This window comes from Betaproteobacteria bacterium (genome assembly GCA_009693245.1).
In the GTDB taxonomy this organism is placed as follows: Bacteria; Pseudomonadota; Gammaproteobacteria; order Burkholderiales; family SHXO01; genus SHXO01.
Window position 1 is genome coordinate 1 of record SHXO01000075.1, and the last position, 16,320, is coordinate 16,320.

Consider the following 16,320-nt stretch of genomic DNA (forward strand, 5'->3'; position numbering starts at 1 on the left):
TGTAACGCACCACCTCAGCTTTGAATTCCACCGAAAACGCGCGACGCTTCAACTGCTCTTTCTTAATGACTTCCAGTACGCTATGCTGCTTAACTGCTTTCATGATTTCTCTTTCGTTAAGTCATCAACAGAAAGCTTACAGGATCAGTTGGCCTACCGAACGCTGCCCTCCATCGTGGAATACGTCCTGATCGGCCAGGACGAAGCCAGGGTTGAAATTCACAGGCGAAGCGGCGGCATCGGATGGGAAAAAATCGAATACACCGGCGCGGAACTAGTCCACTTGGCCAGCGTCGATCTGAAAATCTCGATGCGTGACATCTACGACTGTGTGCCTATCGAGTCCTTGGAACGCGGGCCGGGCGAACTCTAAGCAATACCTCGCTTCCTCACCCTCGGTCCCTACCCATGAATCTCCCAGTTCGGACGGGGAGCACGACGCTCCCTTCTCCCCTCGGGAGAAGGGTTGTGGATGAGGGAAGAGACTCCACGACAGGTTCATGGCCGCATTTCGCGGCGAAAACGTCGTGGAGTCTCTCCCGGCGGGCGAGGGAGGGCTGTCAAACCTTCAACGGCTTATACCGAATCCTGTGCGGCCGCGCGCCCTCTTCGCCTAAACGCTTCTTCTTGTCCGCCTCGTATTCCTGGTAGTTGCCGTTGAAGAACACCACTTGCGAATCGCCTTCGAAGGCCAGCATGTGGGTGGCGATGCGATCCAGGAACCAGCGGTCGTGGGAGATCACCAGCACGCAACCGGCGAATTCGAGCAGCGCGTCTTCCAGCGCACGCAACGTCTCGACGTCGAGGTCGTTGGACGGCTCATCGAGTAGCAACACGTTCCCGCCCGCGATCAAGGTCTTCGCCAAATGCAAGCGTCCGCGCTCGCCGCCGGAGAGGTTGCCCACGATTTTCTGTTGGTCCGTGCCCTTGAAGTTGAAGCGGCCGATGTAGGCACGCGAGGGCATTTCGAATTTGCCGACGGTGAGAATATCGGCACCATCGGAGATGGCTTCCCACACGGTCTTATCGTTGGGCAATGTGTCGCGGGACTGGTCAACGGAGGCGAGTTTGACCGTTGGACCGATGATGATTTCTCCACTATCGGGTTTCTCCTTGCCGTTGATCATGCGAATCAGCGTGGACTTGCCCGCGCCGTTGGGGCCGATGACGCCGACAATGGCGCCGGGTGGAATCTTGAAGCTGAGTTTGTCGATGAGCAGCCGCTCGCCGTAGCCTTTGCTCACATTATTGAATTCGATTACGCTGCCACCCAAGCGCTCGGCCACGGGAATGAAGATCTCCTGGGTTTCGTTACGCTTCTGGTATTCGACGGAACTTAGCTCCTCGAAACGGGCGATGCGAGCCTTGGCCTTCGCTTGGCGGCCCTTCGGGTTTTGCCGTACCCACTCCAATTCTTTCTTGATGGTTTTCTGGCGCGCGGACTCGGAGGATTCTTCGACCTTCAGCCGCTCTTCTTTTTGCTCCAGCCACGAGCTGTAATTGCCCTTCCACGGAATGCCGTGGCCGCGGTCCAATTCGAGAATCCACTCGGCGGCGTTGTCGAGAAAGTAGCGGTCGTGGGTGACGGCCACCACGGTGCCTGGGAAGCGCGTAAGGAATTGTTCGAGCCACTCCACAGATTCGGCATCGAGGTGGTTGGTGGGCTCATCCAGCAGAAGCATGTCGGGTTTGGAGAGGAGTAAACGGCAGAGCGCAACGCGGCGCTTCTCGCCCCCGGAAAGGTTGGCGACGGTGGCCTCCCACGGCGGCAAACGCAGCGAGTCGGCGGCGATTTCCAGTTGGTGTTCGCTATCGGTACCGGAAGTGGCAAGAATGGCTTCGTACTTGGCTTGGCCGGCGGCGAGCTTATCGAAGTCCGCATCGGGCTCGGCGTAGGCCGCGTAGATTTCGTCCAACTTCTTCTTGGCTTGCATGACCTCGCCCATGCCCTCTTCCACCGCCTCGCGCACGCTGCTCTGGGGGTTGAGTTGCGGCTCTTGGGCGAGATAGCCGATCTTGATGCCCGGCATGGGGATGGCCTCGCCTTCGATCTCCGTATCCACTCCGGCCATGATCTTGAGGAGCGTGGATTTACCGGAGCCATTCACGCCCAGCACGCCGATCTTGGCGCCGGGGAAGAAGCTAAGCGAGATGTCCTTGAGAATCTGGCGCTTGGGCGGAACGATCTTGCCCACCCGCATCATGGTGTAAACGTATTGAGCCATGGAGTTACCTGAAACTAACAAAGCCCGCGATTATGCAGGAGGGCGCAGTCAAACGCACGCCCATCCCGCTTATTTTGCCGCGATGATCTCCAGTTCGAAGAGCATATTGGGCCACACCAACTCATCCACGAAGCTCAGCATTGACGCCGGCCGCGCGGCGCCTAGGTATTTTGACCTGATGGGACGGTAGGCTTCCAGGTCCGAACGGCGGGTCAGATACTGGGTGATCTTGACGATATCCTCCACGCCCATTCCGGCCACCTGAAGCATGCGCAGGCAATGCTACCAGGCCAGTTCTGCTTGCGCGGAAAACTCCTCCGGCAGCTTGCCTTCCGGATTCAGACCGGGCGTACCGGAAGTGACCAGCCAGCGCGCACCCGCGGGCACTTCCACTGCGTCGCTATAGGTACCGATCTTCGCGGCCACGCCAATATTTCGAGCGATGTTCATGTCAGGTCTTCCTCAATGAGTTCCATAAGTGCATTACAGCATAAGCGCGCAGGGGCCGCCATTGTTCGCTTATCTTCAAAGCCTCCTTGGGCGAGCACCCGCCCAGGGCTTTGCATAGGGCGAGATCGGAATGAGGAAAGGCGTCGGGCCAAGCCAGCGCACGCATGGCGATGTACTGCGCGGTCCACTCGCCCACTCCACGGATGGAGCGCAGCGCGGCCAAAGTGGGTTCTACCGGCGCGCCAGGGCGTAGATCCAACATGCCAGCGACGATGGCCTTGGCAATATCGAGGATGGCTTGGGAGCGTGCCGCGACCACACCAAGCGACGCGATCGTAGCGATGCGGCGCCGTGCGACATCGCCAGCCTTGGGGAAGACCACGCTTACCCTTGGCGCCTCCATGCGCCGGCCAAAGGCAGCGGCGAAACGACCCGCGAGAGTACGTGCGCCTCGCACCGTAATTTGCTGGCCAAGAATCGCGCGCACCGCAAGCTCGAAACCATCCATGGCACCTGGTAGGCGCAGCCCTGGATTGGGCGCGGCCAAGCCGCCCAACGCCGCACTGACTTCCCGCGGATCGCGCTGAATATCGGTGAGGTGTTGCACTCTTTCGATTACCTTCGGCGCAACGCCAGCGAGCGACGGCGAGATACGAAGCGCCAAAGCATGCTGGCCTGGCAATGGCTCTATTCGAATCCAGCCCAGATACTCGCCGCCAGGTTCCGTGATGCGCACCGTGCGCGTGTATGCGAGGCCCTCGACAGACTCCACGCCATCGATGGCGCGGTCCGCCAAGAAGCGCTGCATGGCGGGCCAATCGTAGGGCGGCTGGTAAGGAAGTTCTACGTTAATGACCGCTGTCCATGCGTGCACTGCCGCACGTGCTCGTACATCACGATGGCCGCGGCCACGCCCGCATTTAGAGATTCCGTCTGCCCGCTCATGGGAATTCTGCAACGCTGCGTGGTGGCACCGAGTAAAGCGCAGGACAGCCCCGCGCCTTCCGCGCCCACCACCACCGCCAACGGCGTAGGGAGTGAGATGTCGTAAACGGTTCGCTGCGCGCGCGGATCGCACGCGACGGAAGTGCCCGCGAAACCGCGCAACACTTCTCCCAGGGCGGCATCCTCTTCGATGCAAAGACCGAAGTGCGCGCCCATGCCTCCGCGCAGGCACTTCGGCGACCAAGCATCGGCGCAACCGGGCGAAAGATAGATTTGGGAGAAGCCCGCCGCGCGGGCAGTGCGAAGCATGGAGCCCAAGTTGCCAGGATCTTGTATGCCTTCCAGCAGAAGGCAATTCGCCGTGGCATTGGCTGCCGCGCGCGGGATCGTAACGACTGCCACGATTCCAGAAGGCGTTTCGGAGGGACTCAAGGACTTGAACGCGGCATCTTCCACGACGCAAACTCGTTGCGATTCGGCACGATCCGCCAGGGCGCGAATCTCTGGCCGGCCAAGGCCCGATTGCGATACCGCGATATCCACTGGCCCGTTGTTCGTGTCACCGAGATAGGCCGCGACCAGATGCGGACCGTCCAATACGGTCTGCCCTACCTCTCGCCGCACAGCGGTGGAGGTAAGAAGTTTGCGAAGGTGCTTGAGAAATGGATTGTCCCGCGAGGCGATGCGCTTCATGGGCCAAGTCTATACCTCAACGCACCGGTAACGGAGCCTCCGTGGTGGGGCTCACGGTATGCGCCAAGGCTTGCCACGCTGCTACGCTCAAGCGCTTGAACAATCCGTACCGGGCTTCGTCCAGTTCCCGGCTCGCGCGCCCGGCATCGGCAAAAAGAAAAAATGCAGGCGCTCCCTTGACATGCACGGCGAAGGCAAAGAAATCCCGGCTGGCGAGCCGCTCGGAGAGAGGCGGAGGAACCAAGTCCAAGAGTTTGGGGCGCGCGGCCTTGGTGGCCCATAGGCCTTGCTGGCGCTGCATCACTTGCGCGAAGAGATGGCGCGTTTTCAAGCCGAAGGATAGTTCGTTGGGAATCAGCCATGCGTCGGCCAGCAATGCATACTTGGTGTCCACCCGTTCGTCGAGAGGGTTGACTTCGCCCCACCACAAACGGCGCAGCCCCAGCCCCTTGGACAAGGCGAAGAACAAACAGGCCGTCACGCTTTGCGAATTGCAATGCCTCGGATCGGAAGCGGCCAGTTGCTCGATCACTTGTTCGGCGATTTGCGTTTGAATTTTTCCCAATACCGGGGTGTCTTCCTCTTCCGCGGGCCAGTCTCCCGGAAGCATGTGCAGCCATGCGAGCGCCGGCCGCACGCCGAAAGTTTGCCAGTTGCGCGCCGCCTGCACGGCAGCCCAGCGAATTCGCGCGCTCACTTGGTCCGCTTGCCCCGTGACCAGTTTCTCGATATGAGCGATATCGTGAGGAATGGCGGCGTCGTACCAACCATGGGCGGAGTGGCGGGCAAGCGCCACGGACAGCGTGACGCTCAGCACGCGCGGTTTGTCCGCGTGATCGTCGTCCAGCAATTGCAGAAACAAGTTGGGCAAATTCCACGCGCGCGCCAGTGCCAGTTCCAACTCCACCAGGGTAAATCCCAGGGTGAGGTTCTGAGCGGTGGCGCTACGCAATCCGGGCATGTGGCGAACCATGTGCTCCAACTGTAGTTCCAACCTGGGCGCCGTGGCCCACAGGAGGAGTTCCGCCAAGTCGTGCAAAAGAGCTCTGATGACGATCTCGTCGACCTCCACGTCGAAGCGCAGCCCGGCGATGGCCAGCGCGTAATGCGCGGCATGATCGGCGCGGCTCATCACGCCCAAGGCCCCTTGCAGCGCGACGGGATAGGGTGCGAGCACGTCCTCGATGGCATTGAGATCCGCGCAATGGCGGAAGAAACTTCCCAGGCCGAACATCATCAGCACGCGTTCGATGGTGGTGATCTCGGTCAACTGGCGTTGCGTGATACGCGACTGGGAATAACGCAGAACGTGCAAAGCCATCAGCGGGTCTTGCAGCACCACCTTGGACACGTCGCGCGCGGTGATGCTTTCCTCGCGCGCCTTGAGTTCCGCGAGGCCGCGAAGGGTGGCGCGCAGCACGGGCACCTTGGTGCCCTAGAGCGACCGGACCCAGTCCTTCAGTGACAGCATGGGTAGCGGCTCAAGGTGTGCGCATTCAGAGGCGCCAGAGATAGAGCTTGCGCTTGATGGGGCCTGGCACCACGAGAATTTCCTTGGGTGCCACGCCCACGACGGGGAAGGAGTTGCTGATGAATAGCGTGCCGGGGCGCATCTCGCGGCGCACCTTTTCCCACAGAGCGCTCATGGGCACTGGCGAAAGAAAGGCATAGACCACGTCGTAACGCGATAGGTCCAGATTCCAAAAATCCTTCCAGTTCACGTTGCAGTTTTTGCGCAACGCAAGGCGCAGGCGGCTAATCCAATAGGGCAAGGGCGCCAATTCCACGCCCTCGCAGGCGATACCGGGGAAGCGCCGAGCGACGTGTGCCAGCACGCTGCCAGAGCCGCTGCCTATGTCGAGGAACGTGCTCCCCTTCTCGCGTTCCAAAATTTCGGCGACCACCCGGCAGCCTGCCCCGCTGGTGAGGTACAACGGCACTTGCGTGCGGTAAGAACTCCAGTACACCAAACCCAAGGCCACGAATCCGCTAAGGAACCAATCCGGGCTCAACTCGGAGCCTGTCGCCACCAGCGCCACCGGCACGAAGCCCACGTTGATCGGTATCCACCACGGGGCCAGCCCCAGCATCCTGCCCGCCACCGCCGCCACAAATCCGTGGCAAAGGGCGGCGCTCAACTCCCCCCAGCGGTCCGGAACGGGCAGCATCCAAAGCAGGAGCAACGTAACGCCAGCACCGGCGGCCTGCGCCAGCATGGCGAGGACGATCGGAGGTGTGGCTCGGTGTGGCTTGGCCGTGGCCTCCTTATTAAGGCTTGGCAGGCTCAGACGTAGTGACATGGGCTGTTTCCTGTTTGACTGCCTCCGCTTGGCTTGCCTTGCTGATGTCCGGCGCGCTCTGAATATCCTTCGCGTCGATGACACCTCCATCCTTAGCGGCGATTTCCTCCGCCTTTTTGTTCATCACGATCAAACTGACACGGCGGTTGATCGGATTGGCCGGGTCGTATGGATCCAGCATCACGGAGGAGGAAAGCCCGATCACTCTTACGATACGGTTTTCTTCCATCCCCCCCCCGAGATCAGTTCCCGGCGCACCGAGTTGGCCCGGTCCGCGGACAACTCCCAGTTGCCATAGCCTTTCTCCCCGCCTGGATAGGGCACCGAATCGGTATGACCCGACACGCTGATACGGTTGGGCACATCGTTCAAGAACTTTCCGATCTCGCGCACAAGCTCCTTCGTGTAGAGCTGCAATTGCGCGCTGCCAGAGGCGAACATGGGGCGGCTTTGCTAGTCCACGATCTGAATGCGCAAACCCTCGGCGGTGATATCGATCAAGATTTGATTATTGAACTGGTTGAGGATGGGATTGGCCTCGATGGCTGCCACCATCTTTTCCTGGAGTTCCTTGAGAGCCTTCTTTTCCTTTTGCGCGGTCTTGGCTTCGGACTCCGACACTTCGGTGACCTGTTGCCCCGAGGCCTTGGGCCCGCGCTTTTCCTGGCCCGTGCTGCGCGTCAAATCGGTGCCCCCGCCCTTGATGATGCTGGTGGCGTCCCCCGCTCCGCTGCCGCCCATCAAGGACACCTTCAACGGATTCTTGAAGTGCGAGGAGATGCCTTCGCGGTCGGCCTTGGTGGTGGACCCCAGCAACCACATCAACAAGAAGAAGGCCATCATGGCCGTGACGAAGTCGGCGTAGGCGATTTTCCACGCGCCGCCGTGGTGGCCGCCGCTCACCTTCTTGACCCGCTTGATGACTATGGGTCTTTGGGACTCGTCGCTCATTATTTCTTGCGGCCATTGACCGCGTCCTCCAATTCCTGGAAGGTCATGCGCTCGGTGGAGAACAGCGTCTTGCGGCCAAATTCCACCGCCACCTGCGGGGCGTAGCCGTTAATGCTGGCTAGCAACACCACCTTCATGCATTGGTAGATCTTGCTACCCTCGTCCATCTTTTGTTCGAGCTGGCTCGCGATGGGCGCCACGAATCCGTAGGAAATCAAAATCCCGAGGAAGGTACCCACCAGGGCGCCACCGATCATCTTGCCGAGGATTGCCTGGGGCTGGCCCACGGATCCCATCACGTTCACCACCCCCATCACCGCCACGATAATGCCGAATGCCGGCACCGCATCGGCCACTTTGGACATGACGTGGGGCGCGACGTGAGCTTCCTGGTGGTGGGTTTCGATTTCGGCATCCATCAGCGCCTCGATCTCCAGCGCGTTGAGGTTGCCTCCCACCATGATGCGCAGATAGTCCGTCAGAAACTCCACGGCATGGTGGTTATTCAGAAAGGCGGGATATTTGGTAAATATGGGACTGCCCTCAGGGTTGTCCACATCGCCCTCTAAGGACATCAAGCCCTCCTTGCGAATCTTGGTGAGCAGTTCGTACATCATGGCCAGCATGTCCATGTAAAACGACTTCGAGTAGGCCGATCCATTGAACAATGACGGCAAGGCGCCCAAGGTAGCCTTGATGGCCTTGGTACCGTTACCGGCCACCATGCCCCCGATCATGAGACCGATAAGCGCCACATACTCCGTCGGTACCCATAGCGCCGCCAAGGAGCCGTAAATGGCGTACGTCCCCACCGATGCCGCCAGAATGATTACGTAACCGATTATGAGAAACATCTATGTCCCTAGAAGCTCGCCCAAAGCGGACGTAGTCCCTTGTTCTTAGTGAGATTCAGGACATTGGCATCGCCACCATTGCCATCTCTCGCCCGCGCAGGAGCGGGCGAGAGAGTTAACGGTAGGAGACGATTGAGACTTTAGACAAACAAGCGGGCGGGGAAGCCTGCTACGTGGACGCCTAGATCAGGCGGCGGCCTCTTCCATGCGTGAGGCGCGCTTGCGCTCATGCTCTTTCAAGTAGCGCTTGCGGATACGGATGGATTTCGGTGTGACCTCCACCAATTCATCGTCCGCGATGAACTCCACGGCATACTCCAGGTTGAGCTGGATGGGCGGTGTCAGCGAAATGTTTTCGTCCTTGCCAGCCGCGCGGATGTTGGTGAGCTGCTTCTCCCGCACGGGGTTGACCACCAGGTCATTGTCGCGCGCATGGATCCCCACGACCATGCCTTCATAGACGGGATCGTTGGGTTTGACGAACATGCGCCCGCGCGGATCGAGTTTCCAAAGCGCGTAGGCCACGGCCACCCCGTCATCCTGGGAAATCAAGACGCCGTTGCGGCGCTGGGGCATCTCGGGTTTGAGAGGCCCGTACTCGTCGAAAACGTGCGAGAGCAAACCGGTGCCGCGAGTCAAGTTGAGAAACTCGTTTTGAAAGCCGATCAACCCGCGGGCGGGGATGATGTATTCCAAGCGCGTGCGGCCCTTGCCGTCGGGCTGCATGTCCTGCAAATCCCCACGGCGCGTGCCCAGCGCCTCCATCACCGCGCCTTGGTGAGTGTCCTCCAGATCCACCGTGAGCAACTCGTAGGGCTCGCAGCGCTGGCCGTCGATTTCCTTGTACAGCACTTGCGGGCGGGACACGGCCAATTCATAACCTTCCCGGCGCATGTTCTCGATCAAGATGGTGAGGTGCAATTCGCCGCGGCCCGAGACGCGAAACACGTCCGCGTCAGCCGTATCTTCCACGCGGAGCGCCATGTTGGACATGGTCTCGCGATAGAGACGCTCGCGCACCTGGCGGCTGGTGACGAACTTGCCTTCCCGTCCCGCGAGAGGCGAGGTATTCACCTGAAAATTCATCGTAAGCGTGGGTTCGTCCACGGTCAGCATGGGCAAGGCTTCCGGTGTTTCCGTATCGGCAATGGTGCAACCCAGGGTGAGTTCCTCGATGCCTTGGATCAATACGATGTCACCCGCCACGGCCTGCGACACGGGAAGGCGCGCCAAACCCGAAAAACCGAATAGCTGGGTGATGCGTGCCTTCTTGGGCGCCGCCTCTCCTGCCAGTAGTAACACTTCCTGCGGGGAACGCAGCGTTCCCCGCTGTATCCGGCCCACGCCGATACGGCCGGTGTAAGTGGAGTAATCCAGGGCGCTGATCTGAAGTTGTAATGGTGCGCCGGCATCGCCATCGGCCGCGGGAACCTGGCCGATGATGGTGTCGAACAAAGGCTTCAGGTCAGCATTGGGTTTGTTCAGATCCAAGGTGGCCCACCCTTGCAACGCCGAGGCGTAGACCACCGGGAAATCCAATTGGTCTTCGGTGGCACCCAGCCGGTCGAACAAATCGAAAGTTTGGTTGACTACCCATTCCGCCCGCACACCATGGCGGTCAACCTTGTTCACCACCACGATGGGCTTCAGCCCGCGCGCGAGTGCCTTGCGCGTAACGAAGCGTGTCTGCGGCATGGGACCTTCCACGGCATCGACCAGCACCAGCACGCCGTCCACCATGGACAGGGCGCGCTCGACTTCCCCGCCGAAATCACGGTGGCCGGGGGTATCCACGATATTGATGTGCACGTCGCCGTAATCCACCGCGGCATTCTTGGCCAGGATGGTGATGCCGCGCTCGCGCTCGATGTCGTTGCTGTCCATCACGCGCTCGGTCACATGCTGGTGCGCCTCGAAGACTCCGGCCTGGCGGAGCATCTTGTCCACCAAGGTGGTCTTGCCGTGATCGACGTGAGCGATGATGGCGATATTGCGTACGGAGCGGAGCATGTCGGGCTTCATGGGGCGGGGCAAAAGGGCGCGGATTCTAGCATGGGAGATGTTACAAGCCTGCTATGGTGAGCAGCTTGTAGGCCAGGGTACCCATTACCTCGCATTGCGCTCGATGAATTCGTCCACTCTGGGCCAAAATCCCGGGTGTAGCAAAAGGTCGTTGTGGCCCGCGCCCACCAGCAGATGCAGTTGAGCTTCGCCCTTCCACGCCTCGCGCAGGCGTTGCGAGTGCGAAGGAGGCACGATGGTATCCAAGGAGCCCGCCACGGCGAGCATTGGAGAGGATATCGCCGGTGCCCGTGATAAGGTGTCGAAGGGATGGCGCATCAGGAACGCCACCGGTAGCCAGGGGTAGACGCGGGCCGCCACCGCCGTCAGGCTATCGTAGGGGGACAGCAGCACCACGGCGCGCACCTTGCGCTGGGAAGCCACGTATGCAGCCGTTCCGGTACCCAGGCTGCGCCCCATCACCAGGATCCGTTCGCGGTCCACCTCGGGCCGCGCGGCCAGCGCGTCGTAGAGGGCTACCCCATCGGCCAGAAAGGCCCGTTCGGAGGGCTCGCCGCCGCTCAAACCATAGCCCCGATAATTGGCTAGGGCCACGCCAACGCCCGCGTATCGCGAGAGTTCCTCCAGCATTCCCGTCACTTCCTCGGCGTTGCCGCCGAAGTAGATGAGCCAAGGTGTCGTGCCGGGGGTTTTCGCCTTGCGCGACCATCCGTGCAGCAGCACGCCATCTTGCGTGGAGAGTCTGAGTTCCTCGGCACCCAGCCTGCTTGCGAGCGCCGGGGATTCCGCCCGCAGCGGCTGGCGCAGGAAGATCATGGAATCCTGCGCGAAAAAAAGCAGCGTGCATACGCCGAGGTACGACACGGCGGCAACCAAAAGGGTAATGGCAAGGATGCGCATCGGATTCATGTATTAAAGCGTCTCTGTGGTGAAACGCATTTTCTTCCATCAAACCGTGCGAAATATTTCCATCGGCGGCGTGCGCGCGATGCGATAGGTGCCGGCCAGGCCTACTCCCATCACACCTACCGCACCCGACAGCAAACCCACCAGCCAGATCCACGGATTGGCGTGGAAACTCACGTTGAGCACGCGTTCGGCGATGAAATAACCCACGGCGCTTGCGCCAAGAGCGGCCAAGGCTCCCGAAAGCGCGCCGATGACCGCGAATTCCGCGGCCTGCGCCGCGCGCAACTGCCGCGTGGTGGCGCCCACGGTACGCAGCACCGCCGCATCGTAAATCCGTTCGTCGTGGGTGGCGTGAATGGCGGCGAAGAGCACGATGAGCCCCGCGGCCAGCCCAAAGCCGAACACGAACTCGACGGCCTTCGCCACTTGATCCATGATGCGCTGAACCTGGGCCAGCACGGTTTCGACGTCGATCACCAGGATGTTGGGAAAGCGCTTGACCATCCGGTCCATGAGGGCCGATCTAGCGGCCGGCACGTGAAAGGCGCTGACGTAACTAGCTGGATGGGTTTCCAGGACTCCTGGGGGCGTGATCACGAAGAAATTCACCCGGAAGGAATCCCACTCCACCTTGCGCAAGGAGGTGACCTTGGCTTCCAAACGAACGCCGGCAATGTCGTAAGCCAGCACATCTCCCAGTTGGATGTTCAAGGTTATGGCCAAGCCATCTTCCACGGAAAATTGCGCTCGCCCGTTATCGGACCCGGAGAACCAGTTTCCCGACACGATGGCGTTGTCTTGTGGTAAGGAAGCCGACCACGAGAGGTTGAACTCCCGGTCCATGAGCCGCTTCGCACGGTCTTCCGTGTAATTCTCCGAACTCACCTCGCGGCCATTGATTCCCACCAGCCGGCCGCGCACCATCGGATACAGCGCGGGTGCCGCCATGCCCTCACCGCGCAAGAACTTTCCGATGGCTGCCACTTGGTCAGGCTGCACGTTCACCAGGAAGCGGTTGGGCGCGTCCGCGGGAAGACTGCGTTTCCAGCTCTCCAGAAGATCCGCGCGCGTCATCGTCATGAGAATCAACGCCATCATGCCCACGCCTAGAGCCACCACCTGGGTGATGCTGCCCAAGGGGCGCCGGTGCAAATTGGAAATACCGAAACGCACGGCGAACGAACCACGGCGTCCCGCGCGTGTGAGCACCCCCATGGCGGCCCAGGTCGCCAACGACGCCATCACGATCACGCCAGCGATGCCGAGCAGCACGTACAGACCCAATTTGAAATCTTGCGATTGCCACAGTACCAGCGCGCACAAAGCGCTCAATCCGAGCACATAGGTGCTGGCCGTAATGGTATCGGGCAGCCCCATATCCCGGCGCAATACGCGCAAGGTGGGGACTTTGCGCAGGCCCACCAGGGGCGGGATGGCGAATCCCGCCAGCAATACCACACCGGCCGCCATTCCCTGCGCCACCGGCATCCATCCGGCTTGCGGCAATGGCACGCCCACCACCGGCGCCATCAATAAGGCGAGGCCTTCTTGGGCGAGATATCCCAAGGCACAACCCATCGCGCTCGCGATGAGAGCCAACGCAAGAAACTGTAGCGCGTGAACGGCGAGGATGAACCATTGCGAGGCACCGAAGCAGCGCATCACCGCGCAACTATCCAGGTGCCGTACCAAGTAGCGGCGCGCGGCAAGGGCGATGGCCACCGCCGCGATCACCGCGCTCATGAGGGACGCCAGGCCAAGAAATTTTTCCGCGCGCTCCAAGGCAGAGCGAATTTCCGGGCGTGCCTCGCGCACATCTTCGACGCGCTGGCCCGCGACAATCTTGCTCTTGGCGTAGCTGCGAAAGGCTTCCACGGCGCCGGCAGGCCCGGCCACGCCCAAGCGGTAACTCACGCGGCTGCCCGCCTGAATGAGACCGGTGGAAGGCAGATCCTCCAAATTCATGACGATGCGCGGCCCGAGATTCATGAAGCTGATGGCCGTATCGGGATCATCTGCGATGATCCCGATTAGGGTGAAGTTCCGGTCGCCTAATGTGATGGTTTCTCCGACGCTCGCACCCAATCGTGCGAGCGCGCGCTCATCGCCCCATAGGGTGCCGGTCGTGGGTGCGGCGGTGGGGCGGATTGCGGGTAGGCCGGCATCGCGCTTTACCGTGAATTTGCCCTTGAGCGGGTAGCTATTCGTGATGGCTTTGATGTCCGCCAGCAATGTCTGATTGTCGTGCTGGGCCATGCTAGGGAATCGCACCACGTTCATGGCTCGCAAGCCCAGTTCCCGCGCTCGGTTTTGCATGGTAGCGTCCAATGGCCGGCCGGACACCACCAGCAGATCCGCTCCGAGCAATTGCGCGGCCTCTTGCGTCAACACCAGGCGTACTCTTTCGGAAAAGAATGCCACCGTGGTCAGGCTGCCCACGGCGATCAGAAGCCCCAGCCCCAGTACGCGCAATTCACCCGAACGCCATTCGCGCGCGAGCAAACGCAAGGCAAAAGCGAACAAGTTGCTCACGCGATTTCACTCACCAAGCGCCCGGCGGCCAAGGTCAAGCGCCTGTCGCAGCGGGCTGCAAGTTCGCTATCGTGCGTAACCAATACCAAGGTCGTGCCCTGCTCCCGGTTCAGCTCAAACATGAGATCAATGATTTCATGTCCCGTGACGGAATCCAGATTGCCCGTGGGTTCGTCGGCGAACAGCAACTTCGGCGGTCCGGCAAATGCTCGCGCCAGCGCGACCCTCTGTTGCTCTCCTCCGGACAATTGGCGCGGATAGTGATGCGCCCGGTCCGCGAGTCCCACTCTATCGAGCAAGTGCTTGGCGGCGTCGCGTGCGCCACTGGCATTGGCGAGTTCCAAGGGAAGCATCACGTTTTCCAGCGCGGTCATGCCAGGAAGCAGTTGGAAGCTCTGAAACACGAATCCGACCTGCTGGCGCCGCAAACGTGCACGTCCGTCTTCATCCAGCGAACCTATGTCTTGGCCCGCGAGGAAGACCTTTCCGGCCGTGGGTGTATCCAGGCCCGCTAGCAATCCTAGCAAGGTGGTCTTACCCGACCCGGAGGCGCCCACGATGGAAATGGCCTCGCGAGTGCCCACGACGAGATTCACGTTATCCAGAATGGTCAGGGGGCCACGGCTCGTGTGCACTTGCTTCGTCAAGCCCTCCGCCTGCACAATGTTCTGCATGATGTCCTTTTTCAGGAATTGCGTGGTTCTAGGCGCGCTCGCCTGCTTTGGCGACGCCGCCGCCCAAAAAACCCCTACCATAGTGATCTTCGGTGACAGTCTATCGGCAGGATACGGACTGGCCCGAGGGACGGGTTGGGTGGATCTCCTAGGCAAGCGCCTTGCGCAACAAAAATTCAGGCACCGCCTCATCAATGCCAGTATCAGCGGCGAGACCAGTCTCGGCGGAAAAAACCGAATCGCTCAGGTGCTCGCGCAACACCGTCACGCCATCGTGGTGCTGGAACTGGGCGCCAACGACGGGTTGCGCGGCCAACCCAACAGCGGCCTCAAGGCCAATCTCGGAACAATCGTCCAGGCCTGCAAAGGCAGTGGCGCGCGCGTGCTACTGATTGGCATGCGCCTCCCCCCCAACTATGGGGCCACCTACGCGAGCGAATTTTCCCAGACCTTTGCCACCATCGCCAAACAATACGACCTTCCCTTTGTTCCATTCCTCATGGAAGGGTTCGCGCAAAACCGCGAAATGTTTCAATCCGATGGGGTTCACCCCAGTGCGCAAGCACAACCGGCCATGCTCGATACCGTGTGGCGCACTCTGAAGCCCCTGCTGAAGCGATAATGACAAGCTAATGCAACGTGGGTGAAGCAAAGAGCAAACACTCTTTGCGCTCCGCACTCCTCTCTCCGAGCAGTCCTAGTACTTTGCCGGCGTCTAGCGCAGACTGTTGCGCACACGCTACTTGTACTATCTCGCCCGCCAGGTCACGCAGTTGGGCTGTCGTGGCATGCAGCCGGCACCGGAATCCTTCGCTATCAAGAGGGTCGGTGAGACCGCGGTTGAGTTCCGCGAACCAGCCCAACTCCGCCTGGTCGAGCATCGCGCTCGGGTTTTCGCCCCCACTCAACGCGGACCACTGGCGCAGAAGGGGCTGCATGGCGTAATTGAGCTGTTGCGCCGACGTGAGTATTTCGCGCAGTTCGCCCAACGCCGCGATGTCCGTGAGCTTGTGTTGGAAAAAAATCTGGCACAACACGCCCCAGTAATAGGTGTAATCCCACAGCACCTTCACCGGCAGCACACCCGGACTGCCGAAGATCGGATACTGGTCGCGGTAGATGGACAGCATGCTGTCGTAGAAGGATTGGTAGAGCCGCTCGTAGATCGCCGCCCGCGCTTGGATCGCGCCGCCCTTGCGCTCGCGCGCGATGAGATCGGTGATATAGGTGTTACCGATGGCGATGAAATCGCTCCCAGGCGAATAGAACGGGTCGAGAAACACCCCCGCCTCTCCGGTCATGGCCCAGCGCTCGGAGGAGAACACGCGCTCGCATCCGTAGGAATAGCGGCGCACCCAGGCGGAGTCCTGCACGCAAGTTTGCTGGCCCTCAAGCTCTTGCGCCAATCTGGGTTGGTGGCACAACAGCCAGGCCATGGATTTCTCGAAACTATTGAGAGATTCGGTGGGATGCATGCGAGCATCCGCCACGATGCCCACGGAATGGGAGCCCGAGGCCAGCGGAATCAGCCATACCCAATAACCCGGCCCCACCAGGTGATTGGTGGAACGCCAGCGCTCCGGTGGCGTGCAGCGATTGATCCACGCCAGGTCCGCTGACCATTTGTTGATATCGATGCGATGCCCCACACGAAACCACACGGCGGTGGCCTCGTGATCGCTTTCCCGCGCCAAACCCAGGCGCCGCTTGATCAGGCCCGCGCGCCCAGAGGCGTCGATCAGCCACGGCGTGTGCACCGTATGCC

The 16,320-nt window shown here is 60.8% G+C and carries 12 protein-coding genes and 2 pseudogenes; 2 read left to right on the forward strand and 12 right to left on the reverse strand.

The window, feature by feature from the left end:
- Positions 1-148: 148 nt before the first annotated feature.
- Complete coding sequence (locus EXR36_12120) at positions 149-373, forward strand: Uma2 family endonuclease (protein ID MSQ60356.1); 225 nt, start codon at positions 149-151, stop codon at positions 371-373.
- 187 nt (positions 374-560) lie between these two features.
- Here the strand turns inward: EXR36_12120 and ettA are convergent, their stop codons facing one another.
- The 12 genes and pseudogenes from ettA to EXR36_12180 all read right to left on the reverse strand — a co-directional run bounded on the left by ettA (position 561) and on the right by EXR36_12180 (position 14,555).
- The gene (gene ettA / locus EXR36_12125) at positions 561-2,225 is read right to left on the reverse strand and encodes an energy-dependent translational throttle protein EttA (protein ID MSQ60357.1); all 1,665 of its coding nucleotides are present in this window, start codon (positions 2,223-2,225) and stop codon (positions 561-563) included.
- Between the two features lie 69 nt (positions 2,226-2,294).
- Positions 2,295-2,675, reverse strand: a pseudogene (locus EXR36_12130) (RidA family protein).
- Between the two features lies 1 nt (position 2,676).
- Positions 2,677-3,549, reverse strand: a complete 873-nt coding sequence (locus tag EXR36_12135; protein ID MSQ60358.1) for a hypothetical protein — start codon at positions 3,547-3,549, stop codon at positions 2,677-2,679.
- The gene (locus EXR36_12140) at positions 3,519-4,313 is read right to left on the reverse strand and encodes an RNA methyltransferase (GenBank protein MSQ60359.1); all 795 of its coding nucleotides are present in this window, start codon (positions 4,311-4,313) and stop codon (positions 3,519-3,521) included. The genes EXR36_12135 and EXR36_12140 overlap by 31 nt, the downstream gene beginning before the upstream one ends.
- 16 nt (positions 4,314-4,329) lie before the next feature.
- Complete coding sequence (locus EXR36_12145; protein ID MSQ60360.1) at positions 4,330-5,739, reverse strand: HDOD domain-containing protein; 1,410 nt, start codon at positions 5,737-5,739, stop codon at positions 4,330-4,332.
- Between the two features lie 70 nt (positions 5,740-5,809).
- Positions 5,810-6,613: a class I SAM-dependent methyltransferase gene (locus EXR36_12150; GenBank protein ID MSQ60361.1), complete on the reverse strand. Its 804-nt coding sequence runs from the start codon at positions 6,611-6,613 to the stop codon at positions 5,810-5,812.
- Positions 6,582-7,564 (reverse strand): annotated as a pseudogene (gene motB, locus EXR36_12155) (motility protein MotB). Before motB ends, EXR36_12150 begins: the two are co-directional and overlap by 32 nt.
- The gene (gene motA, locus EXR36_12160; GenBank protein ID MSQ60362.1) at positions 7,564-8,418 is read right to left on the reverse strand and encodes a flagellar motor stator protein MotA; all 855 of its coding nucleotides are present in this window, start codon (positions 8,416-8,418) and stop codon (positions 7,564-7,566) included. Before motA ends, motB begins: the two are co-directional and overlap by 1 nt.
- 186 nt (positions 8,419-8,604) lie before the next feature.
- Positions 8,605-10,428, reverse strand: a complete 1,824-nt coding sequence (typA, locus tag EXR36_12165) for a translational GTPase TypA (GenBank protein ID MSQ60363.1) — start codon at positions 10,426-10,428, stop codon at positions 8,605-8,607.
- Positions 10,429-10,524: 96 nt separating this feature from the next.
- Positions 10,525-11,349 (reverse strand): alpha/beta hydrolase, encoded by an 825-nt coding sequence (locus EXR36_12170; protein ID MSQ60364.1) that lies wholly within the window; start codon positions 11,347-11,349, stop codon positions 10,525-10,527.
- Positions 11,350-11,388: 39 nt separating this feature from the next.
- Positions 11,389-13,872: an FtsX-like permease family protein gene (locus EXR36_12175; protein ID MSQ60365.1), complete on the reverse strand. Its 2,484-nt coding sequence runs from the start codon at positions 13,870-13,872 to the stop codon at positions 11,389-11,391.
- A gap of 5 nt (positions 13,873-13,877) precedes the next feature.
- Positions 13,878-14,555 (reverse strand): ATP-binding cassette domain-containing protein, encoded by a 678-nt coding sequence (locus EXR36_12180; GenBank protein MSQ60366.1) that lies wholly within the window; start codon positions 14,553-14,555, stop codon positions 13,878-13,880.
- Between EXR36_12180 and EXR36_12185 the strand changes: the two genes are divergently transcribed.
- Complete coding sequence (locus tag EXR36_12185) at positions 14,554-15,177, forward strand: arylesterase (GenBank protein ID MSQ60367.1); 624 nt, start codon at positions 14,554-14,556, stop codon at positions 15,175-15,177. The genes EXR36_12180 and EXR36_12185 overlap by 2 nt on opposite strands.
- Positions 15,178-16,320 lie beyond the last annotated feature (1,143 nt).

What these genes read in the sequence shown, in the direction of transcription:
- ettA (MSQ60357.1), bottom strand. Translation starts at nt 2,225, where the DNA reads ATGGCTCAATACGTTTACACCATGATGCGGGTGGGCAAGATCGTTCCG.
- EXR36_12140 (MSQ60359.1), bottom strand. Translation starts at nt 4,313, where the DNA reads ATGAAGCGCATCGCCTCGCGGGACAATCCATTTCTCAAGCACCTTCGC.
- EXR36_12150 (MSQ60361.1), bottom strand. Translation starts at nt 6,613, where the DNA reads ATGTCACTACGTCTGAGCCTGCCAAGCCTTAATAAGGAGGCCACGGCC.
- motA (MSQ60362.1), bottom strand. Translation starts at nt 8,418, where the DNA reads ATGTTTCTCATAATCGGTTACGTAATCATTCTGGCGGCATCGGTGGGG.
- typA (MSQ60363.1), bottom strand. Translation starts at nt 10,428, where the DNA reads ATGCTCCGCTCCGTACGCAATATCGCCATCATCGCTCACGTCGATCAC.
- EXR36_12170 (MSQ60364.1), bottom strand. Translation starts at nt 11,349, where the DNA reads ATGAATCCGATGCGCATCCTTGCCATTACCCTTTTGGTTGCCGCCGTG.
- EXR36_12185 (MSQ60367.1), top strand. Translation starts at nt 14,554, where the DNA reads ATGATGTCCTTTTTCAGGAATTGCGTGGTTCTAGGCGCGCTCGCCTGC.
- EXR36_12180 (MSQ60366.1), bottom strand. Translation starts at nt 14,555, where the DNA reads ATGCAGAACATTGTGCAGGCGGAGGGCTTGACGAAGCAAGTGCACACG.